At 32.5% G+C, this 25,749-nt stretch carries 24 protein-coding genes; 11 read left to right on the forward strand and 13 right to left on the reverse strand.

Annotated elements, in window-relative coordinates:
- Positions 1 to 71: 71 nt before the first annotated feature.
- Positions 72 to 1,457: a class II fumarate hydratase gene (fumC, locus tag ACHRV0_RS06795; protein WP_395440312.1), complete on the reverse strand. Its 1,386-nt coding sequence runs from the start codon at positions 1,455 to 1,457 to the stop codon at positions 72 to 74.
- A gap of 306 nt (positions 1,458 to 1,763) precedes the next feature.
- Here fumC and ACHRV0_RS06800 point away from each other — a divergent pair, with 306 nt between their 5' ends.
- Positions 1,764 to 1,937, forward strand: a complete 174-nt coding sequence (locus ACHRV0_RS06800) for a hypothetical protein (protein ID WP_089053158.1) — start codon at positions 1,764 to 1,766, stop codon at positions 1,935 to 1,937.
- 537 nt (positions 1,938 to 2,474) lie between these two features.
- Here the strand turns inward: ACHRV0_RS06800 and ACHRV0_RS06805 are convergent.
- Entirely contained in the window at positions 2,475 to 4,937 is a 2,463-nt protein-coding gene (locus ACHRV0_RS06805; RefSeq protein WP_395440313.1) for a TonB-dependent receptor domain-containing protein, read from the reverse strand.
- 92 nt (positions 4,938 to 5,029) lie between these two features.
- Positions 5,030 to 5,374, reverse strand: coding sequence for an arsenate reductase (glutaredoxin) (arsC, locus tag ACHRV0_RS06810; protein WP_129054567.1), 345 nt, complete (start codon positions 5,372 to 5,374; stop codon positions 5,030 to 5,032).
- A gap of 114 nt (positions 5,375 to 5,488) precedes the next feature.
- Between arsC and ACHRV0_RS06815 the strand changes: the two genes are divergently transcribed.
- Together ACHRV0_RS06815 and ACHRV0_RS06820 are read left to right on the forward strand one after the other, a co-directional pair.
- Positions 5,489 to 6,421 carry a lysostaphin resistance A-like protein gene (locus ACHRV0_RS06815; protein WP_395440314.1) on the forward strand — a complete coding sequence of 311 codons (933 nt, stop codon included), beginning with the start codon at positions 5,489 to 5,491 and terminating at the stop codon, positions 6,419 to 6,421.
- An 8-nt stretch (positions 6,422 to 6,429) separates the two neighbouring features.
- Entirely contained in the window at positions 6,430 to 7,473 is a 1,044-nt protein-coding gene (locus tag ACHRV0_RS06820) for an AMP-binding protein (protein WP_395440315.1), read from the forward strand.
- Positions 7,474 to 7,554: 81 nt separating this feature from the next.
- On the opposite strand, the gene ACHRV0_RS06825 is transcribed toward ACHRV0_RS06820, so the two are convergent.
- The 3 genes from ACHRV0_RS06825 to ACHRV0_RS06835 all read right to left on the reverse strand — a co-directional run bounded on the left by ACHRV0_RS06825 (position 7,555) and on the right by ACHRV0_RS06835 (position 12,385).
- On the reverse strand, positions 7,555 to 8,772 hold the full coding sequence (locus ACHRV0_RS06825; RefSeq protein WP_395440316.1) for an RsmB/NOP family class I SAM-dependent RNA methyltransferase: 1,218 nt from the start codon (positions 8,770 to 8,772) through the stop codon (positions 7,555 to 7,557).
- A 136-nt stretch (positions 8,773 to 8,908) separates the two neighbouring features.
- A complete protein-coding gene (locus ACHRV0_RS06830; RefSeq protein ID WP_129023427.1) occupies positions 8,909 to 10,888 on the reverse strand; it encodes a KUP/HAK/KT family potassium transporter in 1,980 nt (659 codons plus the stop codon).
- 135 nt (positions 10,889 to 11,023) lie between these two features.
- Positions 11,024 to 12,385 (reverse strand): hypothetical protein, encoded by a 1,362-nt coding sequence (locus tag ACHRV0_RS06835; protein ID WP_395440317.1) that lies wholly within the window; start codon positions 12,383 to 12,385, stop codon positions 11,024 to 11,026.
- Between the two features lie 238 nt (positions 12,386 to 12,623).
- On the opposite strand from ACHRV0_RS06835, the gene ACHRV0_RS06840 reads away from it, so the two are divergent.
- A complete protein-coding gene (locus tag ACHRV0_RS06840) occupies positions 12,624 to 13,685 on the forward strand; it encodes an oxidoreductase (protein ID WP_129023426.1) in 1,062 nt (353 codons plus the stop codon).
- Positions 13,686 to 13,759: 74 nt separating this feature from the next.
- On the opposite strand, the gene ACHRV0_RS06845 is transcribed toward ACHRV0_RS06840, so the two are convergent.
- From ACHRV0_RS06845 to ACHRV0_RS06860, 4 genes are all read right to left on the reverse strand, one after another.
- Positions 13,760 to 14,218 (reverse strand): sensor of ECF-type sigma factor, encoded by a 459-nt coding sequence (locus tag ACHRV0_RS06845; protein ID WP_089053167.1) that lies wholly within the window; start codon positions 14,216 to 14,218, stop codon positions 13,760 to 13,762.
- Positions 14,219 to 14,237: 19 nt separating this feature from the next.
- Positions 14,238 to 14,651: a hypothetical protein gene (locus ACHRV0_RS06850; protein ID WP_129023425.1), complete on the reverse strand. Its 414-nt coding sequence runs from the start codon at positions 14,649 to 14,651 to the stop codon at positions 14,238 to 14,240.
- Positions 14,652 to 14,684: 33 nt separating this feature from the next.
- Positions 14,685 to 15,227, reverse strand: a complete 543-nt coding sequence (locus tag ACHRV0_RS06855) for an RNA polymerase sigma factor (protein WP_129023424.1) — start codon at positions 15,225 to 15,227, stop codon at positions 14,685 to 14,687.
- Between the two features lie 76 nt (positions 15,228 to 15,303).
- Positions 15,304 to 16,506, reverse strand: coding sequence for a transcriptional regulator (locus tag ACHRV0_RS06860; protein WP_395440318.1), 1,203 nt, complete (start codon positions 16,504 to 16,506; stop codon positions 15,304 to 15,306).
- Positions 16,507 to 16,936: 430 nt separating this feature from the next.
- On the opposite strand from ACHRV0_RS06860, the gene ACHRV0_RS06865 reads away from it, so the two are divergent.
- Positions 16,937 to 17,317 carry a nucleoside triphosphate pyrophosphohydrolase family protein gene (locus tag ACHRV0_RS06865; RefSeq protein ID WP_089053172.1) on the forward strand — a complete coding sequence of 127 codons (381 nt, stop codon included), beginning with the start codon at positions 16,937 to 16,939 and terminating at the stop codon, positions 17,315 to 17,317.
- Positions 17,318 to 17,622: 305 nt separating this feature from the next.
- Here the strand turns inward: ACHRV0_RS06865 and ACHRV0_RS06870 are convergent, their stop codons facing one another.
- Positions 17,623 to 18,693: a branched-chain amino acid aminotransferase gene (locus ACHRV0_RS06870; RefSeq protein WP_395440319.1), complete on the reverse strand. Its 1,071-nt coding sequence runs from the start codon at positions 18,691 to 18,693 to the stop codon at positions 17,623 to 17,625.
- Between the two features lie 310 nt (positions 18,694 to 19,003).
- Between ACHRV0_RS06870 and mnmD the strand changes: the two genes are divergently transcribed.
- Both mnmD and ACHRV0_RS06880 read left to right on the forward strand, forming a co-directional pair.
- On the forward strand, positions 19,004 to 19,669 hold the full coding sequence (gene mnmD, locus ACHRV0_RS06875; protein ID WP_395440320.1) for a tRNA (5-methylaminomethyl-2-thiouridine)(34)-methyltransferase MnmD: 666 nt from the start codon (positions 19,004 to 19,006) through the stop codon (positions 19,667 to 19,669).
- A 166-nt stretch (positions 19,670 to 19,835) separates the two neighbouring features.
- Positions 19,836 to 20,033 (forward strand): hypothetical protein, encoded by a 198-nt coding sequence (locus ACHRV0_RS06880; protein WP_089053175.1) that lies wholly within the window; start codon positions 19,836 to 19,838, stop codon positions 20,031 to 20,033.
- A gap of 35 nt (positions 20,034 to 20,068) precedes the next feature.
- Here ACHRV0_RS06880 and ACHRV0_RS06885 read toward each other — a convergent pair whose 3' ends face one another.
- Positions 20,069 to 21,010 carry a LysR substrate-binding domain-containing protein gene (locus ACHRV0_RS06885; RefSeq protein WP_129054549.1) on the reverse strand — a complete coding sequence of 314 codons (942 nt, stop codon included), beginning with the start codon at positions 21,008 to 21,010 and terminating at the stop codon, positions 20,069 to 20,071.
- Between the two features lie 109 nt (positions 21,011 to 21,119).
- On the opposite strand from ACHRV0_RS06885, the gene ACHRV0_RS06890 reads away from it, so the two are divergent.
- From ACHRV0_RS06890 to can, 4 genes are all read left to right on the forward strand, one after another.
- Positions 21,120 to 21,599 carry a Dps family protein gene (locus ACHRV0_RS06890; protein ID WP_089053277.1) on the forward strand — a complete coding sequence of 160 codons (480 nt, stop codon included), beginning with the start codon at positions 21,120 to 21,122 and terminating at the stop codon, positions 21,597 to 21,599.
- 205 nt (positions 21,600 to 21,804) lie between these two features.
- A complete protein-coding gene (locus ACHRV0_RS06895; protein ID WP_233207038.1) occupies positions 21,805 to 22,017 on the forward strand; it encodes a hypothetical protein in 213 nt (70 codons plus the stop codon).
- Between the two features lie 82 nt (positions 22,018 to 22,099).
- Positions 22,100 to 23,737, forward strand: a complete 1,638-nt coding sequence (locus ACHRV0_RS06900) for a SulP family inorganic anion transporter (protein WP_129023420.1) — start codon at positions 22,100 to 22,102, stop codon at positions 23,735 to 23,737.
- A 123-nt stretch (positions 23,738 to 23,860) separates the two neighbouring features.
- Positions 23,861 to 24,496: a carbonate dehydratase gene (gene can / locus ACHRV0_RS06905; protein ID WP_089053179.1), complete on the forward strand. Its 636-nt coding sequence runs from the start codon at positions 23,861 to 23,863 to the stop codon at positions 24,494 to 24,496.
- A gap of 50 nt (positions 24,497 to 24,546) precedes the next feature.
- On the opposite strand, the gene ACHRV0_RS06910 is transcribed toward can, so the two are convergent.
- Positions 24,547 to 25,749, reverse strand: a complete 1,203-nt coding sequence (locus tag ACHRV0_RS06910) for an LETM1-related biofilm-associated protein (RefSeq protein WP_395440321.1) — start codon at positions 25,747 to 25,749, stop codon at positions 24,547 to 24,549.

Genomic DNA, 25,749 nt, shown 5'->3' on the forward strand with positions numbered 1-25,749 from the left:
CAGGGTGACAAGAAGAAAAAAGCCTGAAATAAAATTTCAGGCTTTTTTTGATTAACCATTAACCATTAAATTTAGACCATTTCTTCAGGTTTAACCCAAGCGTCAAAATCTTCAGAGGTTACGTAGCCTAGATGAATTGCTTCTTCTTTTAGAGTTGTTCCATTTTTGTGAGCGGTTTGAGCAATTTCTGCGGCTTTATAATAACCAATTTTTGTATTTAGCGCTGTTACAAGCATGAGAGAATTGTCTACTAACTCTTTAATTCGTTTGTAATTTGGTTCGATTCCCTGTGCGCAATGTTCATCAAATGAAACGCAGGCGTCTCCAAGTAAACGTGCAGATTGCAGGAAGTTGGCAGCCATAACTGGTTTAAAAACATTTAACTCATAATGTCCCTGCATTCCGCCAACCGCAATTGCCATATCATTTCCAATTACTTGAGCGCATACCATTGTTAAAGCTTCACATTGTGTTGGGTTTACTTTTCCAGGCATGATAGACGATCCGGGTTCGTTTTCTGGAATATGAATTTCGCCAATTCCAGAACGTGGTCCAGAAGCCAACATTCTAACATCATTTGCGATTTTGTTTAAAGAAACGGCTAGTTGTTTTAATGCTCCATGTGTTTCAACAATCGCATCGTGTGCAGCCAAAGCCTCAAATTTGTTTTCGGCAGTTACAAAAGGGTGGTTTGTGAACTTTGCAATATATGCAGCAACTTTTACATCATAGCCTTTTGGAGTGTTTAATCCTGTTCCAACGGCGGTTCCGCCCAAAGCGATTTCTGATAAATGCGCTAAAGTATTTTTTAATGCTTTCAGTCCAAAAGCCAATTGAGCTGCATAGCCTGAAATTTCCTGACCCAGTGTAAGAGGAGTGGCGTCCATTAAATGCGTACGACCAATTTTTACAACATTTTTGAATTCAATGGCTTTTTTGTTCAGTGTAGCATGCAGTTTTTCAACTCCAGGAATTGTGGTTTCTACCACCATTTTGTAAGCAGCGATATGCATTCCGGTTGGGAAAGTATCATTTGATGATTGTGATTTATTAACATCATCATTTGCTTTAATAAATTGCTCGCCTTCGCTAATTTCAAAGCCTTTAAGAACTTGTGCACGGTTTGCAATTACTTCGTTTACATTCATATTGCTTTGCGTGCCTGAACCTGTCTGCCAAATTACTAATGGAAATTGATCGTCTAATTTTCCTTCTAGAATTTCATCGCAGACTTCGGCAATTGCGTCTCTTTTTTCGATTGGCAAAACACCTAAATCGTAATTCGCATAAGCGGCTGCTTTTTTTAGATAGGCAAATCCTTCGATGATTTCTTTGGGCATCGATCCAGAATTTCCAATTTTAAAATTATTTCGAGAACGTTCTGTTTGTGCACCCCAATATTTATCGGCTGGGACTTGAACTTCGCCCATAGTGTCTTTTTCTATTCTGTATTTCATTTTGTTGTAAATATGTTGTTTGTAAAATGTGTTTCTTTTGAAAATGATTGCCCTAGCCCTGATGGAAGCGGCATCCTTTTGTGGCGGTGTTCGACACAAAAGATATAGCGTACAGCAGGTTTCAGCTCCTAGAAATACTCATGTTGTTCTAATTTAGAGAGTTGAATAATATTCTTTAAAAAAGCTTATTTAAAATGAATATAAATATACGTATAAATGTTATTTCATGAAAATTGATTTAGATTTTATTGCCAAGGAAGAATTTATAACCTACATTTGTCGTAACATTCAAAAATTCCGGAAAACATGTTTGAATTTTCACAGTACTTAGGCTTTTTACTTTTCTTAACCGTACTAACTATAGGGTTTTGGTTAATGTTTTTCTTAGTTGGTTTCGTATCTTATTGGGTTACGGGAGCAAGCTGGGAAATGTTTAAAGAAAAAAGAGCCAAAAAAAGACAAGAAGAACAATCAATTTAATATTAGATTGATTTCATAAAAGAGAACCCTTTGGGTTCTTTTTTTTTGTGCCAAAAAAAAAGAAATTACATTCAGATGGCTTAATATCATTAAGTTAAGCTTTTAGGAGACAAAATTAATCTCGCAATTTCGATAGCTATCGGGAGCGTAGACGCAAAATTTAAACATAATATTGTCATTCCGAGGTACGAGGAATCTTCGCGAGAAACTCGACAAAGATAGGCAATACAGATTACGGAGCTGCTTGTGGAGATTGCTTCGTCAATTCGCTAACGCTCGTGCAATGCCATTAAGGGAAAAAATAAAAAACAGCACGCAGATTTGGCAGATCTAGCAGATTATTTTCATTTTTCTGTGTAAATCTGCGAGAAAGTAAAAATACCAAATCCTTAACTTAATGACATTACCCGATAGCTATCGGAATGAAATTCTAAATTCCAATCTTAATTGGTACAGATTCAAAAAAAAAAAGAAATTCCAAATTCCAACTGTGAAAGATTGGAATTTGGAATTTTTAGTATTGGAGTTTAATATAGCTTATCCTGGGAAATCGCCGCCGCCGTCACCGCCGCCGTCATTTTTTGGTGCTTTTTCTCGATCATTTTTAGGTTTGTTAAAACGATAAGTAAATGATAAATTGAATTGGCGCTTACGAAATTGCATTTCTCCATATGATCTCTGACTTTCAAGAGTAGTGTCATTTTGAAGGTAAGTATACGATCTCATAATTCTTGAGTTGAAAATATCACTGATGTTGAAAGCAATTGTAGCTTTGTCTTTCATAACATCTTTGCTTAATGCAGTGTTCATTCCAAACTGACCTAAGTTTTTACCTTGAGCTGTTTTTTGTTCGCCATTGTAAGTAGCATTCAATTGCCAGTCAATTTTGTATGGTAAAGTCAGTTTAGAGTTGATTCTTGCAAACCAAGAATTAGCTTGATTGTCAAGATTTTGTACTACAGTATTGCCTTTAGTATCAACATAAGTATTTTCTCCTGTTGTTTTTACGTTGTAAAGATTGAAGTTACTGTTTACTCTCCACCATTTAAACGGAGTATAATTTAAGGTAAACTCAAAACCAAATTTTTGTTCTTTACCTAAGTTAATAGGTCTGCTTAAAATAACTGGAATTCCGTTTACTTCTTCTCCATTTGGAGTTCTAACAAAGCTGAATACATCTTTTGTGTCTTCAAAATAAGCTGAAGTATTGAAAGTTACTTTGTCCCAACGTTTGATATAACCAATGTCATATTTGTCTGTTAATGATGGATCTAAATCAGGATTTCCTTGAAAAATGTTAACATTACTTGAGTAGTTAACAGCTGGATTCATAAAACGACCTCTTGGTCTTGTTAAACGCTTGCTGTAACTTGCTGTAAAGTTGCTTTGATCTGAAATTTCATAACTGATAAAAGCACTTGGAAACAAGTTGTTGTACTTTTTAGTATTGAAATCGTTGTTGTCTAATAAGTTTACTTGAATATTCGTGTCTTCCCAACGTAAGCCAAATAAATACGAGAATTTATTTACTTTAAAGCCATATTGAGTGTAAAGAGCATTAATATTCTCTTTGTATTCTAATGTGTTTGATAAGTTTGGATCTTTTGCTCCTGAATCATCTGTAACGAAGTATTGATTATTTAAATCACCAAAACTTCCTTTATATCCTGCTTCAAACTGACCGCCTTTTCCTAAAGGCAATACATAATCTGCTTGCAATTGTACTTGTTTTTGTACTTGATCGTTTAGTGTTGTATTGTAGTTTGGCGAAGCGGTAATAATACTGCTGTTGTTATCTGTGTTTCTTGAAATAGATAAATCAGCTGTAAGTTTGTGTCCTTTATCGTTGAAATTTTTAATCAAATTCGAAGTATATTCTACATTTTGACTATTGGTTTCTCCGTTATTTAAACGAAACGAATTACCTGTAGGATTACTATTTGAGTCAAAATTACTGTAATTAATTAAGTCTCTAGTGTCACCAGAATTTTTTTGGTAATTAATGGCGTTTGTCCAGAAAGTATTTGGCGCAACAGTCCATTCGATTCCTGCTCTTCCATTAAATCCATCAGATTCTCTTTTAGTGTCACGATCTTCATCTAAGAAACCTTTTGGCGTACCATCAGCATTATAGTAAGATGTATTAGTTAAACCTCCTCCTTCATTAGTTCTGTGGTTATAACCTAGAGTAGTAAAATAGTTTAATTTTTCTGTTTTATAATTTAGATTTCCTGTTAGCCCATAAGCTTCTGGGATACCTGTAGAAGCAATAAATGTTCCGTTGAAACCTTGGTTTTTTCCCTTTTTTAGAACTATGTTGATGATTCCAGATCCTCCTTCGGCATCGTATCGCGCTGATGGATTTGTAATAACTTCAACCTTATCAATTGCATCTGCAGGAAGCTGGCGTAAAGCTTCGGCAACATTTATAGCGTTAGAAGGTCTTCCGTCAATTAAAATTCGAATATTGTCGCTTCCTCTCAAACTTACATTTCCTTCGGTATCAACAGAAACTGATGGTACATTGTCTAGAACGTCACTAACAGTTCCACCTTTTACAATCATATCTTGACCAACATTATAAACCTTTTTGTCTAGTTTAATTTCTACTGTTGATTTTTCTGCACGAACCACAACTTCATTTAATTGAGCTGCATCTTCAGATAAATTTATAACACCTAAATTAGTGTCACCTTTAATGCTTTTTTGCTTTAATTCGGTTGATTTAAACGAAATAAATTCAATCTTAATATCATAAGTTCCCGGTGCAACAGCTACATCAAATTCACCTTTTGGATTGGTGATTCCACCAGCAATAACTTTAGTATCGTTTGGAGTAGTTATTGAAATTGTTGCATATTCCAACGGTTGTTTGCTTACTTTTTCTAAAACTTTTCCAGTAACTTTTACCTTGTTTTTTGCGGGCGGTCCCTGCTGTGCATAGTTGTAAAAACTTGTAAAAAGCAATACAAGGATTACAGCGAATTTGATTTTCTTCATTTTTTTTTGGTTTCTTTGATTCTTTAGACCGCAAATGTAGCTTTTGGTTTAAAGTGTAAGATCATAAAAAAATGTTAATTTGGTATTTAGTATTAATCTAAAAAAGAAGCCACTTTATCTAAATCTCTCCCAATAATTGCTTTTCCATCTTTTATAACAATTGGACGTTCAATTAGGATTGGGTTATCTGTCATTGCTTGAATAATTTCATCATTAGTCAATGTTTTTTCTTTGTAGTTTTCTATCCAAATTTTTTCTTTGGTTCTAACTAATTCTATAGGTTGCAGGTTTAATTTTTCAAGAAGTTCTTTTAATTCACTAAAGCTTGGTGTTTCAGTTAAATATGGAATTATTTCATATTCTTGATTTGTCTGGTCAATAAAAGCGAGGCAGTTTCTTGATTTTCCGCAGCGTGGATTGTGATAAATTTGTATCATTTTGTTATATTTAAAGTGTGCTGAAATAGGTTCTGTAAAAAAGAGGTATTTTAGCAATAACAAAAATAGGATTTACTATTTAAATAGAATTCTCATTTTAAAAATTTTAAATATATGTTTTTAGAGCAAGGTGTTAAACCTGAAAATAAATTTTGGAAGTATCTTTTAGGTTCGGTTTTTATTATTACAGCTTCATTCGTAGGGCAGGTGCCTTTTACGATTGCAGTTTTTTGGAAAAGTTTCTCCGATAAAACTGGTTTTCCAAATGATAATGATGCGGCATTAAAAATTTTTGAACCAAATCTTACTTTGTTCTTAATAATGATTTCATTTGTTTTTGCTCTAGCAGGTGTTTATTTTGTTGTAAAATACATACATCATCAAACCGTGTTGTCAGTTACAACAGGGAGAAAAAAAGTCGATTGGAGTCGTATTTTGCTCTCTTTTATTTTATGGTCGGTTTTTTCTATTGTAAGTTTTTCTGTCTTGTATTTTCAGGCTCCCGAAAAGTTTGTGTGGAATTTTAAGCTGATTCCATTTTTGATTTTAGTAGTTATTGGTGGTATTTTAATTCCTATTCAAACAAGTACAGAAGAATATGTTTTTAGAGGTTATTTAATGCAGGGTTTCGCAAATTTAGCGCAGAATAAGTGGTTTCCGCTTATGATGACTTCATTGATATTTGGATTTATGCATATTTTAAATCCAGAGGTTACAAAAATGGGATATATAATAATGGTGTATTATATAGGAACAGGTTTGTTTCTAGGGATTATTACATTAATGGATGATGGGATGGAACTGGCTTTGGGTTTTCATGCCGCTAATAATCTGGTGGGAGCTTTATTGGTTACTTCAGATTGGACGGTTTTTCAGACACATTCTATTTTTATTGATTTGTCAGAACCTTCTGCTGGTTTTGATGTTATTTTTCCAGTTGTAGTGGTGTATCCGATATTGCTTTTTGTTTATAGTAAAAAATACAATTGGACTAATTGGAAAGAAAAATTAACGGGTAAAATTAAGCTAACAGAATTATCAAATTAAATACAATCATGCAAAACTTAACACATAAAAATGTACACAATTATTTTAAATTAGATGGTTATCATTTGAATGCAGCCGATTTGTGTCAAATTGGATATAGTTTTATCAAAGAAGGCGATGCATATGAGCGATCTATTGGTGAATTTTTTCTGGATTGGTTTGATCATAAGGATTATATCGAAATGACGACTTCTGGAACAACTGGTCTTCCTAAGTTAGTTAGACTTGAGAAACAAGCCATGATTCAATCGGCTTTGGCAACAGGAGATTTCTTTGGTTTAAAACCGGGAGATAAAGCACTGCTTTGTTTGCCAACTCAGTTTATTGCTGGAAAAATGATGCTGGTTCGAAGTTTAATATTAGGTTTAGAGCTTGATGTGGTAGTGCCAAGTACGGAGCCTTTGGCTTATAATAACAAGCAGTATGATTTTGTGGCAATGGTGCCTTTGCAGGTTCAAAATTCAATTGAAAAATTAAAAAATATTAAAAAGTTAATTATTGGAGGAGCAAAAATTGACAGTTCACTTGAAGAGAAATTACTGCCTTTAAAAACGGAGATTTATGAGACTTATGGGATGACGGAAACCATAACGCATATTGCAGCCAAAAGAGTAGGGGAAAGTGTTTTTTCAATTTTACCAAATGTAAAGATTGAAAAAGATGATCGTGGTTGTTTGGTTATTTATGTCTCTTCGATTTCTGATGAACCTATTGTTACTAATGATTTAGTAGATTTAGTAAATGAGAATCAGTTTAGTTTTTTAGGAAGATTTGATAATGTAATTAACAGCGGCGGCGTAAAGCTTATTCCTGAGCAGATAGAAGCGAAGTTAACAGGCAAAATTAATAATCGTTTTTTTGTGACTGGTGTACCGGATACAACTTTAGGCGAAAAACTAATTTTAGTGATTGAAGGCGAAAAACAAGATTTTGCACCAGATTTTTTTGATGTTTTAGGAAAATTTGAAAAGCCAAAAGAAATTGTTTTTGTTCCGAAATTTAAAGAAAATGAAAACGGAAAACTGCTGCGTAAACCGAGTTTACAATCTTAAAAAAGGTAAATAAAAAATCCCAAATTCCAAGTTTTAAAATTGGAATTTGGGATTTATCTTGATAGCTATCGGGAATGGAATTTATTTAGCTTTTCTTTCCAAAAGTGCCATGTAGAATCCGTCAAAACCAGATTCTGAAGCTAATAATTTACGATCTTCTACAAAAGTAAATTGTTGTCCGATTTCGGTTTTTAAGAACTTTTGTACTTGCTCTTGATTCTCAGACGGTAAAACAGAACAAGTTGCGTAAACTAATTTTCCGCCTGGTTTTACAATTTTAGAATAGCTTTCTAAAACTTCACTCTGAACTTTACGGATATTGTCGATAAACTCAGGTTGTAATTTCCACTTAGAATCAGGGTTTCTTTTTAAAACTCCTAATCCACTGCAAGGCGCATCAATTAATACGCGATCTGCTTTTTCATGCAGTTTCTTGATCACTTTTGTAGAGTCAATTATGCGGTATTCAATATTAAAAGCACCATTTCTTTTTGCTCTTAATTTTAATTGCTTTAGTTTGCTTTCATACAAATCCATTGCGATCAATTGTCCTTTATTTTCCATTAAAGAAGCAATATGCAAAGTTTTTCCACCTGCTCCAGCGCAAGTATCTACTACTCGCATTCCAGGCTTAACATCTAGAAAACCGGCAACCAATTGTGAGTTAGCATCCTGAACTTCAAAAAGTCCTTGTTTAAAAGCATCTGTCAAAAATACGTTTGCTCTCTCTTTTAAAACTAAAGCTTCTGGCTGATCTTTTAAATATTCTGTTTCAATATTTAAATCCATCAAGGTGTTTCTTAAGTTTTCTTTGGTACCTTTTAATGTGTTAGTTCTTAGAATAACTTTAGCAGGCTGGTTTTGAGCTGTAATTTCTTTCGACCAAATCTTTTCGCCAAGTTCTTTTACACCCAATTCATCCATCCAGTCTGGAATAGATTCTTTTAAAGCTCTCACTTTCGAAAGTTCGTCAAAACGTCCTTTGATTTTTCTTTCAGGAGTTCCTTCTAATTGTCTCCAATCTGGGATTGGGTATCCTCTTAAAACAGCCCAAACAGCAAACATTCTCCATAGATTGTCTCTGTCATAAGGTTCTTTAACTTCTGCGATTTCTGCGTATAATCTTTTCCAACGAACAATTTCGTATATCGTTTCAGCAACAAACTTCCTGTCAGAACTTCCCCAACGTTTGTCTTTTTTTAATGCTCTGGCTACCACTTTGTCTGCGTATTCTCCTTCATTGAAAATTGCGTTCAAAGAATCGATGGTAGTATAAACTAAATTTCTGTGTAATCTCATTTCTAATATTTGAGTTGCAAAGGTACTATTAATTGATTGAAAGTTAAATTTTTAATACTGAATCTTATTTCTGATTCTCATTAAAAGAAAAAACACTCTTAATTAGAGTGTTTTTTTTGAAATATTTTGGGCGCTTTTATTCTTTAGGAACAATACGCGTTAATCCAATGTTTTCTGGAGCATGAAGCACCATTGGGAATTTCTCTACTTTAACAGAACTGCTGTCTAAGCCAAAAGCTCTTTCTTCAGACAAACTCAGTTTTTTGATAAAGAAATACGAGTTCATAATGATGTTTTCGTGCCATCTTAAATCGTTGTCATTTGATAAAAATTTCTCAGACAATACAAATTTAAAGTCTCCAATAATATTGTTTTTATTCAATGATTCGTAACGACTTGTAATATCAACTTCACCGCGTTTCACCATATCTCGAATTACTTCTCTAAACATTAAATTGATTTTTGTAGGTTCTCTAAAACCTAAATTAAAATCGATTCTGTAAATGTCGTCTTTAGCAATTTCGGTAACTTTATATTGTGTTTTATAAGGTTCAGTAAGAATGTTTACGTGAACAAACCAATAAATATCGGCTCTTTTTGGACGTTTTTGTAAGATCGAATAAATTACTTTTTCCTCTAATTCGTCAACGCGATTTGCATTAGTCATATAGACTAAGTGCGTAGCATATTTAGGAATAGAAAGGTCTTCGCTCAACTCCATTAATACCTTTTTATAATCGTCAATTTTGACAACTTTAGTATAGTTTTTGTTGATTTTCTTAGCAAGATACCAAATCGTCATTATAGAAATAAGTATACTCGCAATGATTAAAGTTACATAACCTCCTTCGGCAAATTTTGTAATGTTTGCGATAAGGAAACTGAATTCGATTAATAAATAAATCGTAATAAGAGGCACCATGAAATACAGTTTTACACGTTTCATGATTAGGTAATAATTCAGCAAAATGGTAGTCATGATCATGCATAAAATAATCGCAAGACCATAGGCATGCTCCATGTTTCCTGATTTTTCAAAGTGCAATACAATACCCACACAACCAAAAAATAATAACCAGTTTATTGACGGAATATATAATTGACCTTTAACTTCAGTAGGATATTTGATTTTTACTTTTGGCCAGAAATTCAAACGCATTGCTTCATTGATCAAAGTAAATGATCCGCTTATAAGTGCTTGAGAAGCAATAACTGCAGCCAAAGTTGCTACAACAATACCAAATGGTAAAAACCAATGCGGCATAATAAGGTAAAACGGATTTCCGTTTTCTCCGCCTAATTGCTGTAGGGTGCTTCCTTCATGGTGAATAAGATATGCAGCCTGACCAAAGTAATTTAATACCAAAGTCGTTTTTACAAACATCCAGCTTATTCTAATATTTTTTCGACCGCAATGTCCCATATCTGAATACAAAGCTTCAGCTCCAGTAGTACATAAAAATACAAAACCAAGAACAAAGAAACCATCAGGATGAACAGACAATAAGTGATATGCGTAGTAAGGATTTATAGCTTTAATAACTTCAGGGAAGTTCATAATCTGAATAAATCCTAATGTTCCTAACATGGCAAACCAAATCAGCATCATTGGAGCGAAAAACTTTCCAACTAGTTTAGTTCCAAATTGTTGTATCGTGAATAGGACAAAAAGAATGGCAATTACAATATAAACAATGGTTTGAGTTTCCATTGTTGGGTAGAATGCTCTAATTCCTTCAACCGCTGATGAAATTGAGATTGGCGGTGTAATAATACCATCTGCAAGCAGTGCGCTTCCTCCAATAATCGCGGGTACAATGAGCCATTGTATTTTGGTTTTTTTGACTAAAGCGTATAAAGCAAAAATACCGCCTTCGCCGTGATTGTCCGCACTTAAAGTTATAAGCACATATTTTATAGTGGTTTGTAAAGTCAAAGTCCAAAACACACATGAAATACCGCCTAATACAATGTCGGCATTAATGGTATGGTCGCCAAGAATGGCTTTCATTACGTACAATGGAGATGTACCAATATCTCCATAAATAATCCCTAATGTTATCAATAAACCCCCTATAGACAACTTACTATGTAAGTTTTTATGCGATGCGCTCATGTATATTTTTATAAAAGACGGTTGCAAATTTACTGTTTTAAAACAAATTAGCAGCAATTATAATTAAAAAGATAAAAAAAAGCACAATCCCCAAATTGTGCTTTTAGTTTTAAATAAAAAATAGAAATATTTAAGTTATCCTCTTCGTCCGCCTTCTCTTGAGCCAGAACCGCTTTCTCTCTGCGGCTGGCTGCTTCTTGATTCCTGACTTCCTCTTGATGATTCAGAACGCTGTGCGTTTTGAGGTCTTGAGTAAGAGGAGTTGTCAGAGCTACCTCTGTTTTGAGAATAGCTTCTTGGTGATTCTGTTCTTTGTACAGGTGCAGCTGATTGATTGACAGTTCTGTTTGTTGAACTTCTGTCAGAATAGCTTCTTGATGATTCTGTTCTTTGTACAGGAACACTTCTTTCAGTGCTCATTCTATTGTTTGAATTTGATCTGCTTTCAGAATAATCTCTAGACGACTGATTTGTTTGCTCAGACACTCTGTTTGTTCTAGTTTCATAAGAAGTTCTTGGAGAAGATACATTCGAATTGTTTCTATTGTTGTCTGTTCTTACCGGATTTGATACAACTGTTGAATTTTCTCTGCTAGAATTTGTTGAACGATTTGTGTTGTTGTAATTTCTGCTAGATGTTGATCTGTTATCGTTATAACTTCTGTTGTTTCCAAAATCACTGTTAGAAGATACTCTGTTTGTGTTTGATCTGTTTGAATTATAAGTGTTTTGAGATCTGTTTGATTCTCTGCTTGCAATTCGTCTTTGATCTAAATCATATCTGTTTCCAGTATTAGCGTGTCTTTGCTCAAAACTATAATTTGGTCTAATTTTTTCGTAACCATAAGTACGTCTTGATTCATAAAGTACGGGAGCTCTATAGCTTCTTCTGTAGTTTACATAGTTGTAACGGTTGTTTACGTTGATGCAAACGTTGATGTTATTTCTATATCTGTAAACTGGATATGGACTCCAAGCTGTATAATATGTTGGATAGTAATTCCAGTACCATGATGAATAATAAGGTCTGTAGTTGGTAACCCAGAATGAAGAATAAATTACAGGAACAACATTGTAAACAGGCTCATAAATATAGTTTGTACCGTATAAATAAGAGTTTCCTACAATCTGAACGCTTACTTTGTTGTAATTGTCTCTTTCTACATCAATAGTAGCTACGTCTTGATAAACGTCACGATCTAATACAGCTTGAATAATTACAACGTGTGTTCTATTTTCTACAGATTCAATTACACGTAAATAATCAACCTGATCATCGCCGTTTAAATCTAGATTTGAAATTTGATATTTAGGATCATTTAAACGTCTTTCAAAGTCTTGAAGATTTGCTGATTCTCCAAACATCGAAGCAACCGCTCTAAGATCTAAGTTATCACTTATGTCTGAGTTTTTTGCGTAAACAGTAGTTTGGCTTTGTGCAGAACAAGAACCTAAAACTAATGCTGAGAGCGCTATAAAAAGTAGTTTAGTTTTCATGATAAAATCATATTAAGTATTAATGTTTTGGGATATCCAATTACTATGCCACAAATTTGTTTGTTGGATTTTGTGTTGTTAAGTATTAGTATTTCAGTGGTTTATGTTTTGTTGTTTAGGAAATGAGTTTTTATTTGTTAGATAATAGGTTATAAAAATGTTGTTTTATAAAAAAGCGAAAACTTATTTGAAATGTTATAATAAATTGTATTTTAGCAACAGCCAAATCTTATTTTATATGAAAAAACTAGTTTTATTTTGTGGTATTTTTATTTTATTGATGTCATTTCGAACATTTAATTATAAAACCGAAGTTACTTTCAGCAGTGGTTTTACATCAATGACAATAGATACTTTGTTTAAAGATAAAATAAGTATAAGAGCGATCTTAATTGATAAAAATAAAGTTTGGTATGGAGCTGATAATTCTCGTTTTGGATACTATGATTTAGATAAAAAAGAGAAGTTTGAAGAACATATTTATCGTGATACACTTAAATTAGAATTTAGAAGCATTGCGCAAACTTCAAAAAATGTGTTTCTATTAAGTGTGGCAAATCCTGCTTTGCTTTATTCCGTTGATAAAAAAGACAAAAAAGTAAAACTGGTTTACAAAGAGATTAATCCGAAAGTTTTTTACGACAGCATGCAATTTTGGAATGATAAAGAAGGTATCGCTATAGGAGATCCAACAGAAGATACTTTTTCTATAATTGTTACTCGTGATGGCGGAGAAACTTGGACTAAAATATTATCTGATAAATTGCCAACAAATGCAGTGGGAGAGGCCGCTTTTGCAGCAAGTAATACAAATATTGTTATAAAAGGAAATGATACTTGGCTGGTTTCGGGTGGAAAAAGAGCACGTGTTTTTTATTCAGCAGATAAAGCAAAAACATGGAAAGTTGTTGAGACTCCTATTGTGCAAGGAAAAGCGATGACAGGTATTTTTACTGCAGACTTTTATGATTCTAAACACGGTTTTATTGCAGGCGGTGATTATGAGATTCCGAGCAGAAAAGTAGATAACAAGGCTTTTACAAAAGATGGCGGAAAAACTTGGGAATTGATAGGGCAGAATATGGGGTTTGGTTATGCGTCATGTGTGCAATATGTTCCTGGAGGAAATGGAAAAGAAATTATTTGCGTAGGTTCTGAGGGAATTCAGTATTCTCAAAATGGAGGTGAAAACTGGACGCAATTATCTACAGATACTAAATTTTTTACTGTTCGTTTTATTAACAGAAATACTGCAATAGCTGCAGGTCATAATAAAGTAGTTCGACTTAATTTTAAGTAAAAAAATAAGAACCCTAAATAATAAAGTAAGTATTATTATATAGGGTTCTTATCGCTGTTGTATTTTTAAGAAGCTTAATTTTTTCCTGCTTTGTCTCGATATTGTTTTAACAATTTTCGATTAAAATCATCTTCTGATTTTTTAAGCTTTAATATTTTCTTTGCCGAAAGTATTTTTTTAAGGTTTGCGGTGTATTTTTCGCGTAAAAGATAAAGTTCTTTATCCGTAGATTCAATTTGAGATAATAATGCAGCTGCTTCTTTTTCTGAAAGAGAACTTAGATTATCATCATCTAGTTTACGCAGGTAAGTTTTCATTTTGTTATGACGCAGTTCGTATTGTTTATCGTCATAAGTGTTGTAAATAGGCCAAAATTTTTCAGCTTCAGTCGAAGTAAGTTCTAATTCAGTTGTTAAAAAAGAAACCTTATATGCTTTGATTTTTTCACGTTTATCATCAGCTTTGTCATTTTGAGCATAAAATGAAAAGCTTACTAAAAACAGAAGGAATGTTAGTATATTTTTAGTTTTCATATTTTAATTTTTTTGTTTTTTATTCAGAAATTAAATTTTCAATATTTGGATTAGAAGATAAAATGTCTTCTAGAGTTTCTTGCTCCAACGCAACATTTTTATTCAGCTTTTCAATGTCTTTAGTGTCTAATTCTCGAATTAAATCGTATTGATTTAAATTTGATTGATAAGATAAATAAGTTTCTAAAGTCGCTTCATCGAGTTCTTTTGATGTTGCATTGTAATTGTTGATAACAGGAATCATTAATGCAATACCAACTACAGCGGCAGCAATAAGTGTGATCGTTTTTTTGCGTTTGTAAATCGGAATTACTTTAACTTCTTCTTCGTTTATCTGCTGTAAAACTTTTGCCGAAAGTGTATCAAAATAATTTTCAGGAGTTTTAAATCCTGATGATATTTTCGGTTCGTTTTCTAATTTAAATGCTTTCATAATAACAATAAGATAAGTTTTGCTACAAAAGGTTTAATTTGATGTAACATATATTTCTATTTTTTTTACGGCATGATGATAAGACGCTTTTAATGCACCAACTGATGTTCCAAGAATTTCTGAAATTTCTTCGTACTTTAATTCTTCAAAATACTTCATTTTAAAAACTAACTGTTGTTTCTCTGGTAATGTAATTATTGCCTTTTGAAGTTTGATCTGAATTTCATCACCATCAAAATAAACATCTGATTTTAAATTATCAATTGTTCTGTTTTGCAGGCTTTCAGAAGTAATACCATTTAGTTTTGCCTTCTGATTTAAAAAAGTCAAAGCTTCATTTGTTGCAATGCGATACATCCAGGAAAAAAGTCTGCTTTCTTCCTTGAAGTTTTTTAAGTATTGAAATACTTTAACGAAAGTGTTTTGTAAAACATCGTCAGCATCATCATGATTCAAAACAATATTTCGAATATGAGAATACAATGGTTTTTGATAATCAGATAGGAGCTTTTGAAACGCTGTATTTTGCGTTTTAGGATTTAATAATTGTTGTATAAATTCCTTCTCGTCTGTCAAACTTTTTGATTTATCAAACCTTTTATATAGTATTAGATTGAATTTTAAACAAAAGGTTTAATAGACCTTTAAAAATTTAGAATTCTGATTGCTCTTCTTCTTGGTTTTGGGTAGGTGAAGCAACAGGTTTTGGAGCTGCTGGTTTTGGTGTTACGGGTTTCGTTACTGCAGGTTTTGCGGCTTCAGGTCGCACAGTGTCAACACCTTCTTCTGGTTCAGGCGAATAAACGGGTGAGCTGACTGGCGCTGCAGGAACGATTTTAGGAATAATAGGGAAATAAATTTCTGTTAGTAATTTAGATGGACTTTTTACATCTAATTTACTGATCGATAAAACTTCAAGATGTGACCAGCTTAATTCTGGTTTTATCTTTTGATTGTTGATATATGCTGTTGTTTTTGAAATAGCTTCGTTAGTATGCGAATAATCACCTTTTAAAGTGGTTTTTACAGCATCAAAACCATTTAGTTTTCCTGATAAAATATCACTTCCAGAACTAATTGAGATTTCTTTGTTTATAGGAAGACATATCGAAATTTTTGCCAATCCTGATGCAGTGTCGTAAGTATGATAAATAATAAACGGTTTTCCAGTTGCAGTTAAACCATTGGTCTCGCTAAACTGAATAAGTTTCGGAATAACAATTCTGGCATTTTTATTTACTTTCTGAATTTCACTTGTAAAAGTCTGTTTGATATAAGGAGTTTCAGTTTTCTTTACAACTCCATTTACTTCTACAGCATAAGTTTTTGTTTCGTAATCTAAATTCTTGTCAATATTCGCGAGGCTTTTTTCGTAAATAGTTCCAATAACTTTGTCAGAACCGCCATTTAGCGCCGTGTATATTTTAAACAAAAAGCTCATAGTTCCTTTTGCTTTCCAAGTAACTTTTGTTTTACCTGCCAAAGTATCTTTAAAAGTCCAAGTTACATCAGCTTCTGTACCGTCATACTTCATCTTTTGTTCAATACTTTCACCTTCTTTTGTTTTTAAGGTAATTGCATTTCCATTGCCTTCATCACCTGACCAATAAAATGATGCTCCATTTCCGCTGGTTTTGTTCGGAAAAGTCATTTTTATTGATGGATCTTCTGTAGACCAAGATTCAAAATCTTCATAGTTTCTAAAATCATTTACATAATTATAGACTGTAGCTTTTGGCGAATTGATGACTTTGCTTCTTTCAACAGAAAAAATCCCTTTTTGGGTAGCAACAAAAACGGTTAGAGCAACTAAACTTAATAATAGTAAAAGAAATAAATATTTTAGAATCTTCATTGGTGCAGGTTTTGCGTAAAGTTATAAATTTTATTGCGAGTCCAAACTAATAACAAAAATAAAAGTTGGATTCCGCTTTCTCGAATTAAAGGACTTTATAAAATAACGATTGGGGAATAGTTAAATTGTGCTTTTCTTGAAAGTTTAAGTTTTGGGGCTTATCTTTTTAGAAAGACTTTAATCACGAATAAAATCGCAATAAAAAGAAGAAATGCAATAAGGACTTTGTAATTTCCTTTGTAAAAAACTTTATGCAGCGCTACATCTTTACGGTAAGCAAAAATCATTATGATTACAAAAGCGATAAAAAAACAGAGTCCGAAAATTAATTGTCCTTGACTAAACATACTTTAAAAATTATTTTTGACAAATTTAGAGAATTGTATACGATTTGTTGCTAATTTGCCATTTCATTTAATCAAATAAAAACATGAAGAAACAACTGGATGCAGTTACAGAATTTCATACTGCTTTTAAAATAGGTCACAGTCATACTCCAATTGCTGATTTAGGAGAAACTAAAAAACTGCTTCGTTATAATTTAATGAAAGAAGAAAATGAAGAATATCTTGAAGCGGTTCAAAATAATGATTTAGTTGAAATTGCTGATGCACTTGGTGATATGATGTATATTTTGTGCGGTACAATTATCGAACATGGTTTGCAGGATAAAATTGAAGCTGTTTTTGATGAAATTCAGCGTAGTAATATGAGTAAACTTGGCGAAGATGGGAAGCCGATTTATCGTGAAGACGGAAAAGTAATGAAGGGGCCAAATTATTTTAAACCTGATTTTTCGAAGTTGCTGTAAAGAAGATTAAACGCAATCCCGATAGCTATCGGGAGCTAAGTTTTTTTTCTGTAGTTCTTATAAAAAAAAAGCAAAGAACACAAAGCTTTGTCTCATTTTTGTCATTTCGACGAAGGAGAAATCTTCGCAAGTAGCTCGATAAAGATTAATGATTCTGATTGCGGAGTTACTCGTGAAGATTTCTCCTTCGTCGAAATGACAAGATTGTGTTTTATCTTATCTACACGATAAGTTTAATTATAAATAAAAATAAAAAACCCGATAAAACTAAATTTATCGGGTTTCTTTTTAAATATGGTTTAGGATTATTGAACCTTAACAGTCCATCCGTAAGTATCTTCAGAAAGTTTGTTTTGAAGACTTGTTAGTTTTTCTTTCAAGAATGAAGCGTATGAATTCTCTACTGGAGTCATTTCATAATATTCACCTTTATATGAGAATCCTTTAATTACGCTGATAACTGCAGCAGTACCAGCTCCAAAAATTTCTTTTAAAGATCCGTTTTTAGCAGCTTCAACTAGTTCAGAAACAATTACTGGACGAACTTCAACATTTAAACCTTCTTTTTCAGCCATTGCAATTAAACTTTTTCTAGTAATACCATCTAAAATTCTTTCGCTTGTTGGAGCTGTCAATAAAGTATCATTAATTCTGAAGAAAACGTTCATTGTTCCAGCTTCTTCTAATTTTGTATGTGTAGCATCGTCAGTCCAAATAACTTGTTGAAAACCATCTTTGTTTGCTAAGTTAGTTGGGTAAAACTGAGCAGCGTAGTTTCCAGCTGCTTTTGCAGCACCAATTCCACCATTTGCAGCTCTACTGTAATGTTCAGCAATAATTACTTTTACTTCGCCTCCATAGTAAGATTTTGCTGGAGAAAGTAAAATCATAAATTTATATTCGTCAGATGGATTTGCAATTACTCCAGGTCCTGTAGCGATCATAAAAGGACGAATGTACATACTTGCACCATTTCCTCTTTGAATCCATTCTTGGTCGATTTTTAATAATTCGTTCAAACCTTCCATAAATACATCTTCCGGAACTTCTGGCATTGCCATACGTACAGCAGAACTGTTGAAACGCTTGTAGTTTTCATCAGGTCTAAACAACCAAACATCATTATTTTCATCTTTGTAAGCTTTCATTCCTTCAAAAATTGCTTGACCATAATGAAAGACTTTAGAAGATGGATCCATTAAAATAGGAGTATACGGCTTAATGACCGGAGTCTGCCATTGCCCGTCTTTATAATCACATTCTAATAAATGGTCTGTAAATACAGCACCAAAGCTTAAGTTTTCAAAGTCTACAGAGCTTATCTTAGACGATTCAGCTTTTCTGATTTCAATTTTGCTTGTTTGAGTTGTACTCATAATTATGTAAAGTTTTTATCTAATTTGTATTCTTTCAAATGAAAATCTAACGTAATGATCTGATGAAGAATAGGTTTTGTTGAATGCAAAATTACGGAAAAATATATAATTTGTTTAGTAAAACTGCATTAATTCCTGTATTTGACTGAGATTTGTTTATCTTATAATAAACCTAAAATTTTAGCGAAGTTTTATAAAGATTTTATGAAAAAAGTGTCGTTTTTTAAGGCTTTACGCATTTGTTTTGACTAATTTTGACTGAGAAAATGGACTATAAATCAATGTAAAGGCATTGTAAAATTTGAAAATAGTGAAAAGAGAAATAATTAAAACGCTAGATGGTTCAACAACAATTCATTTGGAAGAATGGAACGAAAGTTACCATTCTAAACATGGTGCTATTCAAGAAGCAAAACACGTGTTTATAAAAAATGGGTTGTCATTATTTGAAAGTAATCCGGTTTCTATTCTTGAAATTGGTTTTGGAACTGGTTTAAATGCTTTTATTACTTTTTTAGAATCAGAAGAAAAACAGCAGCATATTAATTATGTTGGAGTAGAAGCATATCCGATTGCTGCAAGTGAAGTTTTGGCAATGAATTATGTTGAAGAATTAGAAGCAGAAAGTTTTTCGGAAGTATTTAAAAAAATGCATGAAAGCGAGTGGAATGAAGAAGTGAAAATTAACTCAAGATTTTCGTTAACTAAAAGAAAACAATTTTTTGATGAAATCGACGATTTAGAAATTTTTGATTTGATTTACTTTGATGCCTTCGGATATAGAGTGCAGCCAGAGCTTTGGAGTACAGCCATTTTTCAGAAAATGTACAATAGTTTAAAGCCAAATGGCGTTCTTGTTACATACGCCGCTCGAGGAATTGTTAAAAGGAGCATGATTGAGGTTGGTTTTACTGTTGAAAAATTAACAGGACCTCCTGGTAAAAGAGAAATGTTTCGAGCTTTTAAAAAGGTTTAAATGAGTTGTTTAGAACGATTCTATATTGATTTATGTGTAGTAAGAAAACGTATTCGCTGCTAAAGTTTTTAAAAAAATAAGTTAAAAATTGTCTTTATGAATGATATTTGCTTAAATTTGGCTCGAGTTTAAAATAATAGATAACCCCCGAAAATCTTATTTTATTATGTCAAAAATAATGTTTGATTACACGAAATCAATACTTGAAAGAGTAAGTTTCGATCCGATACTTTTCTGTAAAGAACTAGAAAAAGCTATCAAAACACTGTTGCCATACGAAATGGAACAATTGCAAGAATGGTTATTAAATTTTATAATTGAAAAACCAGAACTAAAACAAAGTCTACTACTAATTAAAGTATAAAAGAAAAGGAGCCGAAATTGGCTCCTTTTTTATTTTTATTTCTTTTGCAGCGGACTGATGATTTGCACGTTTTGAAAAACAATGGCTCCTTTTACGACGCCGGCAATTGTTGATCTTAGTGCATCAATAATTTGCATTTTTAATTCGCTCTTCGGGTAAATTAAACTTACTTCGCGAGCAGGTTTTGGTTCCTTAAAATTTCGTAGTTTCAGTTTGTCGGATTCTTTTAAATCTAAAGTGTGCAAATACGGAAGTAGTGTTGTACCCAAACCTTCGTCGGCTAGTTTTATCAAAGTTTCAAAACTTCCGCTTTGAATTTGAAAATTATTTTGTTCAGCATCAGCACTGTGTTTGCATAAATTCAAAATTCCATCTCTAAAACAATGTCCGTCTTGTAAAAGTAAAATTTCATTGATGTTTAAATCAGCAACTTCGATTTCTTCTTTTTGAAAACTGCTGTGATGTTCTGGAATATAGGCTACAAATGGCTCAAAGTATAAGACGATCTCTTTTATTTTTTCATCTTCAAGCGGAGTTGCTGCAATAGCAGCATCCAAATGACCGTTTTTTAATTTTACAATAATTTCATCCGTATTAAGCTCTTCAATTAAAAGTTTAACTTTTGGATATTTCTTAATGAAATTATTTAAAAACATAGGTAAAAGAGTCGGCATAATGGTTGGGATAATTCCTAGTCGAAATTCTCCGCCAATAAAACCTTTTTGCTGCTCAACAATATCTTTAATTCGGTCAGCTTCGTTTACAATATTCTTTGCTTGGTTTACGATCTTTTGCCCAATATCTGTAAGCTGAATAGGTTTTTTACTTCGGTCGAATATTAAAATATTTAGTTCTTCTTCAATTTTTTGGATCTGCATACTTAAAGTAGGCTGAGTCACAAAGCATTTTTCAGCAGCAAGCGTAAAATTTTTATGCTCTGCAACGGCTAATACATATTGTAATTGAGTTATCGTCATTTTAATAGAATTTTTTGATGCAAAAATAACTAAATATAATTTTTTTTTATGTTTTTTTTGAAGAAGTTAGCTTAAATTTGTAGTAAACTCATTATAAAAAATGAAAATTATGAAAACAAATATTTTAGGACTTCCAGTAAAAGAATCAGAGTTATTAGTAAAAGAACTAAATGTTCTATTGTCAAATTTTCAAGTTTATTATCAAAATCTAAGAGGAATTCATTGGAATATTAGAGGAAAACGTTTTTTTGATCTGCATGTTAAATTCGAAGAATTGTATACAGATTCACAATTAAAAATTGATATGATCGCCGAAAGAGTTTTGACAATTGGAGGAACACCTTTACATACATTTGAGGATTATATTAAAAATAACAAATTAACTGTTGGGAAAAATATATCAAATGATGAGAAAGCAGTTCATTTAATTGTGAGTTCTTTATCGGATTTGCTAAAAATTGAGCGTGAAATCTTGAATAAATCTGCAGAAATTAACGATGAAGGTACGAATTCGATGATGAGTGATTTTATTGCAGAGCAGGAAAAAACGATCTGGATGATGAATGCTTGGCTTGATGAAGAGTTATAATAACTTGTTTGTTAGTAAATTAAGAGGCAGAATGAGTAGGTTTCCCATTCTGCCTTTTTTATGAATGTTAAATTTCTATGAAAATTTTGATTGGATGCTTTGATTTTGTTTGTATAACGTTATTTTTGCTGGAATGAAATTAGTTGCTCGCATATTATTATTCATATTCATTGCTTTCTTATCTACCCCTACAATTATTACGGTGATGAAGAAAAGCACGGATACGTCTATATTTTTCAGTTTTTCTGAAGAAGAGCATTCTCATAAAGAACTTAAGGCTGCTGTATATCCAGCAATACTTCAACACGAAGTTGTTATGCCTGTTTATATTGAAAAAAAGACGATTGCGTCTGAAAATATTGTAAAACTAGACAATATTTCTCCGAGCATTTTTGCTCCACCTCCCAACTTGGCATAATACTTCCGATTTATTTTGAACTAACTGCATTTTTGATTAAATGCGGTAAAACTTTGATGAATAATTTATTTAGTATTGTATTATGACAAAAAAAATTAATCTTTTTGCCAACCTTAAGTCTGACTTTGCTTCAGGTTTAGTGGTTTTCTTGGTCGCTCTTCCGTTGTGTTTAGGTATTGCAATGGCTTCTGGAGCGCCTTTATTTTCTGGAATTATTGCAGGTGTTATTGGTGGTATAGTGGTTGGTTATTTGAGCCAGTCGCATATCAGCGTTTCAGGACCAGCAGCCGGACTAACAGCTATTATTTTAACCGCGATTACTGATTTAGGTGCTTTTGATGTGTTTTTGATGTCTGTTTTTATTGCAGGACTAATTCAATTAGCATTAGGGTTTTTAAAAGCCGGAAGTATCTCCAATTATTTTCCAACAAATGTTATTGAAGGAATGTTGGCAGGTATTGGAATTATCATTATTTTAAAACAATTACCTCACGCATTTGGTTATGATGCAGATTTTGAAGGTGATCAGGCTTTTGTTCAAAATGACGGAAGTAATTCATTTTCATTTCTGTTTGATGTAGTTAATCACATTCACTTAGGGGCAGTGGTAATTTCGCTTGTCTCTCTTGCAATTTTAATTTCTTGGGATAAAGTTCCTTTTTTAAAGAAATTAAAGTTAGTTCCAGGTGCGCTTGTTGCTGTTGTCTTAGGAGTAGTTTTAAATGAATTTTTTGTTTCTTCAGGAAGCTCATTGGCGATTGCAAAAGAACATTTGGTTTCATTGCCAGTTCCAAAATCTTTTGACGAATTTAAATCTATTTTAATTACGCCAAACTTTGCTGCGGTTACAAATCCTCAAGTTTGGGTAGTTGCTATTACAATTGCCATTGTAGCTTCTATTGAGACACTTTTATGTATTGAGGCTGCAGACAGAATGGATGTTCAAAAACGTTATACTAATACAAATGTTGAGCTTAGAGCGCAAGGTATTGGTAATATTGTGAGTTCACTTTTAGGAGGTTTACCAATGACTTCTGTAGTAGTGAGATCTTCTGCAAATAATAATGCAGGAGCAAAATCAAAAATGTCGGCTATTATTCACGGTGTATTGTTATTGATAAGTGTTTTGTCGATTCCTACTATTTTGAATAAAATTCCATTAGCAACATTAGCAACAGTTTTAATTTTAGTGGGATACAAATTAGCTAAACCAGCTACATTTAAACATTTCTGGGAAAAAGGAAAATATCAGTTCATACCTTTTGTTGCAACCTTAGTATTTGTTGTGGCTACAGATTTACTTAAAGGTGTGGCGTTAGGAATTATTATTAGTGTTATTTTTGTATTAAGAGGAAACTTAAAAAGAGCATACAGCTTTAAAAAAGAAGAATACGAAGACGGAGATATTATTCATATCGATTTAGCGCAAGAAGTTTCTTTCTTGAACAAAGCTGCAATTAAATTGACTTTGAGTGAGATTCCTGAAAACTCTAAAGTGGTTATTAGTGCAGAGGATACTGAGTATATTGCACATGATGTTTTAGATTTAATTCGTGAGTTTAAAGAAACACGTGCTATTGACGAAAATATCGAAGTGAAGCTGAAAGGGTTTAAAGAAGCTTACGAACTTGAAAACACTCCAGAAAATAATAATCATGTCTCTATAGAACATTATTACGATGTTGCTAAAAGAGAAATAGTACTAAAAGAAAAAGTTTAAACAAATTATATTAATTAAAGGTATTTCTTCATGGTGAGAAGTATTAGAAAATTAGATAACTTTACCGTAAGTTATTTTTAATATGTTTAAGCATGTTGAAATACCAATCAAAAAATCAAAAAAATGAAAGAGTTTTATAAGCAGTTACTAGAGAACAATAAGCAATGGGTTGAGAAATCATTAGCATTAGATCCTAATTTTTTTGCTGATTTAGCAAAAGGGCAGACTCCGCCTTTATTATGGATTGGGTGTTCTGACAGTCGTGTTCCTGCAAACGAAATTATTGGAGCAAAAGCGGGTGAAGTTTTTGTACACAGAAATATTGCAAATATGGTTGTTCACTCAGATATGAATATGTTGAGTGTTCTGGATTATGCAGTTAATGTTTTAAAAGTAAAACATGTTATTGTTTGCGGACATTACGGTTGTGGTGGCGTAAAAGCGGCTATGGGTCAGCAATCTGTTGGAATTATTGATAACTGGATTCGTCATATTAAAGATGAGTATCGTTTACACGATAAATATTTAAACTCAATTCAAGATGAAACAGAGCGTTTTAATGCTTTTGTTGAAATCAATGCTAAAGAGCAGGTTTATAACTTGGCAAAAACTTCGATTGTACAAGGTGCATGGAAAAGCGGTCAAGATTTAATGCTTCACGGATGGGTTTACGGATTAAATTCAGGTTTTGTTACTGATTTAAATGTAAATATTAGTTCAAACGAAGAGCTTGATGAAGTTTATCAGCTTGATCTTTAATAGTTAAATAAAAATTGTTATAAAAAATCGCCTCAAAAGGGCGATTTTTTTTATTCGTTTTCGTCTAGATTTTCATTAAAAGCAGACGGTAATAATGTTGGGATAAACTTGATTAGAATAGGCAGTAATAAACTTCCGCCGGGAAGTAAAAAGATGGTAAGCGACGGAATGGTTTTACAAATATCTAAAAGCTGTTTTTTTACTTTCTTCTTTTCCTTGGCATCCAAATCTCTCGTAGTAGAATAAGCCAATAAAACCATTAATTCCTTACTTTGGATAATTTCCTTAACCAATCTGTTTTTGTTTCTTACAATCAATTTTACAACGCTGTGCGTCATTTGATCATAAAAATGTTTGACAGGATTGGAGTAGTTAAAATAGGGAATTTTCTTTTTATGAGTGGTAATAAAAGCGTTTGTCGTAGCAATACTATTTGAAACAAAATCATCAGAAACGCCCATCATTGATCCTAATGAATACAAAAAGTAAGCTTCTTCATTTTCTACAACACCATCACTCCATAAAGCCATTCCAGCCATATCAATTAAGTAATATTGTTCTAATTTGTTGCTGAAATAGTCCAGTTGTAAAGTCTCCAAAGTTTCAACAGTAACTTTCGAGAATTTAGAGTAACGAATAGATGCTTCAAAAAGTTTAATTAATAAATCATCATGCTGAGATTTGATAGTTTTGGTTTTTAATGCCAACCCAACAATTCCAAGAACAGTTTCCTCAATTCGTTTTAAATATTTCTCAGGTATGTGGCCATGCGCTAAATATTGTCTAAATGCCAAAACATCAATAAACAAAAGAGCATTGGTTACCAGATGCGAAAAGTTCTTGCTGATAATACTATCATTTGTTTGTACTCTTTGATCTATTATATTTTCTAAAGATAAAGAAGGAGTATCTTTTGGCAGTAAAATTTTAAACAAATTGAAACCTTCAGGATTCATTTGTTTGTAGAATTTTAAAACTTCGGTAATAAAATGAAGAGGTTCAAAATCTCTTTTTTCTAGACAAAAAACATTGTAAAGTGTATTTAGTAAGGCGACTTTAGAAATTTCGGTTTTAAACCAGCCTTTTATCGGAATTGGAATTCGCGAATCAATAGCAATAATATGTCCATAAATAAAACCAGTTTCTCTAACTTTATAATAAAACGAATCAGTAGTTTCAAAAGGGATTGCTTCTGAAAACTTTTGTTCGCTAAAATACTTGTCTATCCAGCCTGGTGCAGATGGGTTAATCAT

Origin of the sequence: Flavobacterium sp. FlaQc-30, from assembly GCF_044005885.1 — a bacterium.
GTDB lineage: Bacteria > Bacteroidota > Bacteroidia > Flavobacteriales > Flavobacteriaceae > Flavobacterium.